The organism is Halorubellus amylolyticus (assembly GCF_034808145.1).
GTDB lineage: Archaea > Halobacteriota > Halobacteria > Halobacteriales > Natrialbaceae > Halorubellus.
In genome coordinates this window covers 84,740-91,775 of record NZ_JAXHGM010000013.1, presented here as the reverse complement: position 1 = coordinate 91,775, position 7,036 = coordinate 84,740, and the positions used below count along the sequence as shown (strand labels likewise).

The 7,036-nt window shown below is 57.1% G+C and carries 7 protein-coding genes; 3 read left to right on the top strand and 4 right to left on the bottom strand.

Features of this window, described 5'->3' with window-relative positions:
* Window positions 1–191: 191 nt before the first annotated feature.
* Both SM754_RS18850 and SM754_RS18845 read right to left on the bottom strand, forming a co-directional pair.
* Window positions 192–515: a DUF6788 family protein gene (locus SM754_RS18850; protein ID WP_323677706.1), complete on the bottom strand. Its 324-nt coding sequence runs from the start codon at window positions 513–515 to the stop codon at window positions 192–194.
* Between the two features lie 123 nt (window positions 516–638).
* Window positions 639–1,052 (bottom strand): MarR family transcriptional regulator, encoded by a 414-nt coding sequence (locus SM754_RS18845; RefSeq protein WP_323677705.1) that lies wholly within the window; start codon window positions 1,050–1,052, stop codon window positions 639–641.
* A 128-nt stretch (window positions 1,053–1,180) separates the two neighbouring features.
* Between SM754_RS18845 and SM754_RS18840 the strand changes: the two genes are divergently transcribed.
* On the top strand, window positions 1,181–1,729 hold the full coding sequence (locus SM754_RS18840) for a DUF8170 family protein (protein WP_323677704.1): 549 nt from the start codon (window positions 1,181–1,183) through the stop codon (window positions 1,727–1,729).
* Window positions 1,730–1,876: 147 nt separating this feature from the next.
* Entirely contained in the window at window positions 1,877–2,824 is a 948-nt protein-coding gene (locus tag SM754_RS18835; protein ID WP_323677703.1) for a DUF4268 domain-containing protein, read from the top strand.
* Window positions 2,825–2,928: 104 nt separating this feature from the next.
* Here SM754_RS18835 and SM754_RS18830 read toward each other — a convergent pair whose 3' ends face one another.
* Both SM754_RS18830 and SM754_RS18825 read right to left on the bottom strand, forming a co-directional pair.
* A complete protein-coding gene (locus tag SM754_RS18830) occupies window positions 2,929–3,414 on the bottom strand; it encodes a DUF7970 domain-containing protein (protein WP_323677702.1) in 486 nt (161 codons plus the stop codon).
* Window positions 3,411–4,406: an AAA family ATPase gene (locus SM754_RS18825; protein ID WP_323677701.1), complete on the bottom strand. Its 996-nt coding sequence runs from the start codon at window positions 4,404–4,406 to the stop codon at window positions 3,411–3,413. The genes SM754_RS18830 and SM754_RS18825 overlap by 4 nt, the downstream gene beginning before the upstream one ends.
* A 901-nt stretch (window positions 4,407–5,307) precedes the next feature.
* On the opposite strand from SM754_RS18825, the gene SM754_RS18820 reads away from it, so the two are divergent.
* Window positions 5,308–6,414, top strand: a complete 1,107-nt coding sequence (locus SM754_RS18820) for a tyrosine-type recombinase/integrase (protein WP_323677700.1) — start codon at window positions 5,308–5,310, stop codon at window positions 6,412–6,414.
* Window positions 6,415–7,036 lie beyond the last annotated feature (622 nt).

The window sequence follows — 7,036 nt, the reverse complement described above, 5'->3', positions numbered from 1 at the left end:
AGGGTACGCAAGATTTCATTTCGCACACGGGGTGTCGCTGTCGAGATTTATCATTTGATTCATCTCTCACACGGGGTCCCCGACGATGAGAGCAAATTCATCTCGCACACGGAGGGTCTTGATTCGTCGCCCTCTGCCAATTCATTTCGCACACGCGGGGCGGTTCCTCCGAAACCACGCCAGAGACCCTCCTACTCGTCGGGATTGACTGGCCCCTTATACTTGGACTTGATTTTGTCTCCCTCCCGCCACTGCCAGTAGTAGTAGCGATTGTCGTTGATCTTCTTGATCGTGATTGTCGCTTTGGCAGGGACGTCGTCTGGGAGATCGTCTGGTCGCTCTTCGACCTCTTCTTGATCTGCCGCCTCCTCGAGACGGGACTCTCGTTCCTTGTGCTCGGCGAGCGCCTCAGCGTACGTCGCAACGTCTCGGAGCTGCTCCGGGGTCGACTCGTTGAGCGTGTTGACGATCTCCGTCGTGAGGTTCGCCGGTGGGGTTGGGGGTTCATAGGACATGAGCGGTCGCCTCGTGTTAACCAACAACGACCCTATCGGCATAGATTTGTTGGTTAATCAGATATCGTCTTGCCACGGTCTGAAGAGCACGGTTAGCAAGCTATTCCGGAAGAGAATGTGGCGTTAGACGCTGTCGGGACGGGGTGCGTTTTCGTACTTGACCATCTTCTCGGGCTTGTCGGAGATGGTGTCGTAGATCTGCTGGAGTGTCTCCTCCGCAGCGAGCAGGTTGTGCTCCGCCAGGAAGTCTCGACCCTCGTCGGTGAGTCCGTAGAACTTCCAGGGATAGCCTTGCCGGCGCTGGTCGTCGTCCAGCGCCACCTCCTTGACGATGCCAGCGTCGATGAGTTTCTGAATATGCTTGTAGACGGTGGCGTCGCTCACGCTGGGGTTGAGCTCCTCGAGTTCGTACATCGAGGGCAGCTGGTCGGGGTGCTGGAGGATGTTGTTGATCAGCGCGAACCGCGTCTGCTGGGTGACGAAGTGGACGAGTTCGCGGGATTCCACCCCCTCAGAAGTCCCCAAGTCAGTGCTCATACGACAAGATATACGGCCTAGAAATAAGTAGTTTACCCTGGAGTAAACCACTCTGGAGTAAACCACGCTTAGTTGAGCTGGTGATTTACTCCATAAACCATATCACACGGCGATGAGGGGGTTCGTATATGTCCAAGGAGGAGCCGCCCGTCCCCGAGGAGGTTCTCACGAGCGCGAAGGACCAACTCGACGACGAAGAGATCTCGCTCGCTGACAACGAGGAGATTCTCCATGCTCTAAGCGAGCTGACCCCCGTCTACGAGAACAAGCGGTCGTACTTCGTACTCGGGAACTATGACCGGGAGCCGATTCGCCGCCTAAACCTGGTGGTCGACCGCCTCAACCGTCGTCAGGACGCCTACGCATTCCGGATGGTCGATATTCGCGGCGAGTGGGACAACAGCATTCAGAAGTTCTGCCTGATCGCCGACATCGTGACCCACCTTGTCGGCGTCGCTGAGAAAGAGCCGAGTGACTTCCTCGTTGAGCAAGGCCTACTCGTCGGCACGACGGAGTTCTTCGCGAAGAGCCACGTCCTGAAGCGAGAGTACGAGGACGAAGAGCACTCCTTTGGCTGGATGCAGGATGGCGTCTTCGAGTTGTTCGACCAGGAGGGGCGGCTGTATCGCTGGCAGACCGAGGAGGAACTCGTCGACGTGGCAGAAGACCTTCCCTGAGGACGGTAGGACCGTGACTGTTTGCGTTAACCAACGAATGAGGTAATTCTCGATTCCCCGTGATTCACGAAGATACGTCCTGCAGCCATCGTCTCAATAGTTCTGGGGCAGGGGATGTTTTTATAACTGGCTGGTAAGGAGGGCAGTATGCCCGAGTTTGGGTCCCTGGAATCACAGGAGGTACGCTCGTATTGGGAACACGAAGCCGACGATTTCACGCCATGGCTGGCAGACGAGATTCGTGCAGAACCCGCCTCAAAGTTAGAAGAAGCCCTGGAACTGGATCTTGCAGTGCTCGAGGAAGAGAAGAGTGTCGGCCGATATAACGTCGACATCTTCGCAGAGGTAGTTGATGACAACCGCAAAGTGATAATCGAGAATCAACTCCAATCCTCTGACCATGACCATCTTGGGAAATCGATCGCGTACGCTTCGGGTGTGAATGCCGACATCATCGTCTGGATTGCCCCCCGATTCTACGACGAACATCGCGATGCGATGCAATGGCTGAATGAGAATAGTCGGGAAGGTGTCGACTTGTTTGCGATTCGGCTGGAGGTCTGGCGGATCGGTGACTCCGAGCCTGCAGTTCGCTTGAATCCGATTGCGGAGCCAAGTGAGTGGAAAGAGAAAGCCCAACGGTCGGAGAACGAACTGAGCGATACGGAGACGTTGCGCGAAGAGTACTGGACGGCTTTCCGTGATCGCATCGAAGATGAGAACTCAGTATTGAGCGCTCGCAAACCATTCCCCGACTACTATTATAACAACCCGATTGGGAAGGCGGGTGTCGAACTCCAGTTCACCATCAAAGCCACCGAGAACGAACTCGGCGTCGCACTCGTCATTCGGGACGACGCCGACCTATACCACCACCTCGCTGGCGAGCGGGAGGCAATCGAGAGCCAGCTCGGCCAAGAGGTTGCATGGGAAGAGCCAGAGGAGACACGAGCGGGCAAAGCCCGCAGCAAGATCACCGCCACCAAACACGTTGACGTCCAAGATGAAACACGCTGGGACGAGTATACCGAGTGGATGCTAGAGATGGGTGAACAGTTCCACGGTGTATTCTACGACCGCATACAACACTACTGACGAGCCCTATCGAAAGTGCGACTCCTCAACGCTAGGCGGCAACCACCCTTCTGGAGAACACATCGATAGAGGTGTACCCCTTGCTCTCACTCGACTTTTACAGGCTAGTTCACAGCTCCGAAGCCTTCCTCCTGCATGAGTTCGGCGACCTGTTCTGGATGCTGGAATGCAGCGAGGAGTGCGAATTCACGGGCGTCCGTCTTCGAGACCTCGTTGGTGTCGAGAATCTCTGCGAGCTGGTTCCGGAACTTCCCCTCTTCGTCAGAGACTTGTTCTCGGACGTGGATCTCGAGGCGCTTGTCCCGTTCGTCGCCGACGTTACTCCGTCGGACGAAATACGGGTAGTTGTGTTCGCTCGTAGTGCTCGAGGAAGGGTCGTTGGTGGTGGACTGTTCGGGTCGGTCCCTTCCCGGACTGTTCGGGGCGGGAGTGCTTTCCGTCTCTGGGATCACGTTGGAGTCTGCTTCTGCCCCAGCGTCATCAGTGGTGGATTCCGCAAGGGTGCTCTCTGGTTCGGATTCGTTGGCATCGGCATCGTCATCGTCCGCCCCGAAGTCGAGGTTTCCGGACCCGGATTTGAAGTTGTTCATGCGGTGGTCGCCTCCGTGGTGTCGGGCGTACTCAGATCGAGAGTCCGATTTTCGGAGTCTTGAATGTCGAGTTCAAGTATCGGGTCCACTGTTGCGTCGAACGTCTCTGTGGCAACGAACTGGGCGAGCGTCGCGAGTTTCTGCAGTGTCTCGATTTCTCTGTCGCGGACGCGCCGTTGTCCCGGTTCACTGACCATCTCTCCGTCCCGCTCGAAGGTTTTCCATCGTTCTTCGACGACTTTGAACGCCGAGCCGTGTGCCTCCCACATCGCATCCATGAGGCTTTCTCTGTTCCCGATCGTGACTGGCGTTGCGAATGCGTCGGTCGCCTCGAACTGTTGTTGGTACTGCTGGTGGGCATTGGTTTGGCCGACGCCAGAGGGCACCACACAAGAAAGCCCAATTTCGATGTTGAGCTGGGCTTCCATGTTCCCGACGAGTTCGCCGAGGCCGTCGAGGCTGAGGTTGCCTTTCCCTGCGGGTTTGACGGGTGCGACGAGTGTTCGGAGCGCGAAGATAGCGTTGTAGAGGAGGTCTTCGGCGCGTGCGTTCGGGTCGATGAGGATTGCGTCGTATTCCTTGTTGAGTTCGTGGGTGTTCCAGAGGAGATCGTACAACAGTTCGAAGCGGGGATACTCGTCGCGACTCATGTTTTGCATCCCCGTTTCGTAGGAGATTTTCTGCTCGAGGTTGGAGGTGAAGTCCCCGAGCATGTCGTGACTCGGGATGATATCGACGCCTTCCGATGTCGTTTCGATGAGGTCGTGGAAGTCCCCGTCCGGCATATCCAGGATGTGCTTAACGAGGTTGTCTGCGTTGGGGTCGTTTCGGTTCTCACCGGCCTCGAACAGGCTCGTCAAATTACCCTCCTGTGGATCGAGGTCGATTACAAGCGTGTTTTGACCCATTCGCTCAAGTGCAACGGCGAGGTTCGCCGTCATCGTCGTCTTGTACGTCCCACCTGACTCTGAGTAGACCACGGCTGTTATCATAGTACCACCTTCCGGGCTCTTGTGCCATAAGTCTGTGTCAGACGTTACAGACAGACATTACAGATAGATACCTATTACAGACATCCGTCCCTCATGTCTGCAACGGCTCTATGGGATACTGGCTCCTGGGTTTCCTGCAAAAACGCAACTGGAAGGAGGGCAAATATCCGTTACAGACTCCCGGGACAGACAGCCGTTACAGAAATACGGTGCAGATATATGTGGTGGATGGTTGCCCCAGACATTTGTGCGCCTGGGCTGGCCTTTGCAAGGGCTGACTGTACCGGGCGTCTGTAACAGACTTCTGTACCGGCCCTGATCCGGACGATCCAGAAACTCACAGGCAAACTGTAGAGGCCACAGCCATCACGAATCTCTGTAACAGATAACTGTTACAGAAAGCCGTTATAGAAGATTGGGGATTTGGAGTACCGGTTGTTCCATGGGCCGGGCCGGGTACAGGAAGTCTGAGTGAGGTGCCTGAGGGCGTCACAAATCAATCGTCCGTTCCGCTTAGTAGCGAACCGTATTACGCGTTCACAAGGAAGGAGAAGCCATTGAGATATGGGGCGTCCATAATCAGTTCAACCGAGGTACCGTCTTAGAGGTCGAACCGTCGAACTTCGTCATGGCACTATACGGACGAATCGCTCTGGGCATGATCACCAGCGTTACCGTCGGGACGAGGGCAGCTGACCTCGTTATGGATCATTCCGCGTCATTCACAATCCCCGGCCACCATTCCGTATAGCGATATACAGTTTAATATACTCTTATTCCTGCCTTCAATGGAGGTAGAAGGCCTAGAATGGCGGAATTAAGATACAGATGTTTGGTTTCGCTTAGGACACAAAGAGCAACCAGATACTAGTACCCCCACGCTGTAGGGGAAGCACGAAGGATGGAACGGCAACCTGAGGGGGCTAACCCCGGCGGTAGCACGCTCGAAGACGCCATCCGCGCACGGCTCAAGCGCGTCGACTCCGGGAACTACGCACGCAACTCAAAATTCGTGCTCACAGACTTCGCCGAGTTCGTCCGCGATCGAGGCGTCCACGAACTCGAGAGCGTCACCGAAACGGACTGCCGTCGCTACGCCCAGGACCTCGCTGACCGCGTCGACGCCGACGAACTCGCGGCCAGCAGCGCCAACACGTACTACGACATCGTCCGGGCATGGCTTGCGTGGTGCGTCCGCGACGCACGCATCCCCGAGAATCCAGCCGAGAAGCTACGCGCCACCGAGGAACTCCCCGAGGACCAGGGCGATAGCGACCGACAATATTGGAGTGCGGATGTCCGCGACCGATTGCTCGCGCACATGGACAAGGTCGTCGACGAGGCAAACGACGCTGGTGACCGCCTCGCCCAGCTGGAGGTGCACCGAGATCGGGCGCTCGTCTACATGCTCGCGTACAGCGGAGCCCGTGGGGCGGAGATAGTGCGCGACCCGGACGATGACGATCGTAACGGCATCTGCTGGAGCGACGTCGACGTTGATGCCGGCGTCGTGGACGTCCTCGGGAAGACGCGCGAACGACAGGAGGTGTCGATACTCGAGCCCGCACGGACGCGCCTGGAGCGCTACAAGCGACTGCTGGACCCGCCAGAATCGTGGCCGGTCTTCATGACCTTCCACCCGCCAAACCTCTACTCGCACGTGCGTGAGGCAGCTGATGGGTGTGTGGACACTGAACTGAGGGCGGACGGCCCGATGGCGGTCATGCGCGATCGCGGAACCGACCCGAGGGCTATCTCCGTGCAGTCCACACGGAACCTGATGCAAAAGCACTGCGAGACGGCGGACGTCGACATCGACGGCGAGTACCTCAAGCCGCACGGTGGCCGGCGTGGACTCGGCCACGAACTATACGGCGAGCAGGCCGAGTTAGCACAAGAGATGCTCCGGCACCAGGACATCGGGACAACTCACGAGAGTTACCGAGAGGTTCGGGCAGCGGACCGGAAACAGCAGGCCGAAGACGTCCTATTTGGTGACGAAAAGTAGTTCAGGCTCAAAATCCCTGAACGACGGCACCGTACCGCGATAGACTAGTCTCTTGAGTCTCTGCCAGTGCCTCTCTGAGATCTTTACGGCGCCATCCGAACGGGGAAAGGATGCTTTCTACAGCTTGGAAGAATAGAGTTTCGTATTACTCCGAGTCCTAGGTGTTCGATAGCGTGCCCGAGGACTGGCCGGTGTTCCCGACGCGACATCGACCGACGCTCTCGCGAGCGGCGCGGAAGCAACGGGGTGACGATCGCGTCGACGAACTGCTGGACGAACTGGGTGTCGGGGGACTGTGTATCAGGTACGACGTGGACGTTCCGAGTCTCTCGACGAACGGTGGTCGGCGCGTGATGGAACGCCTTTGTGGATTCGCCGACGTCGATGTCGATGGTGAATATCTCAAGCCTCACGGGGGACGGCGAGCGCTCGGCCGCGAGGTCTTCGTCGAGAAACCAGGCGCCGCGACAGAGTTACTTCGGCACAAGGACGCCTCGACGACGAAAGAATCGTACACAGAGGTCCAACGGAAGGAGGTCCGTGAGGTCGTTGACGATCTCCGTGAACAGTGGTCTCGAAGTTTATAACCGATGTTGGTTGCTATTGGTTAGAAGGAGAGTTC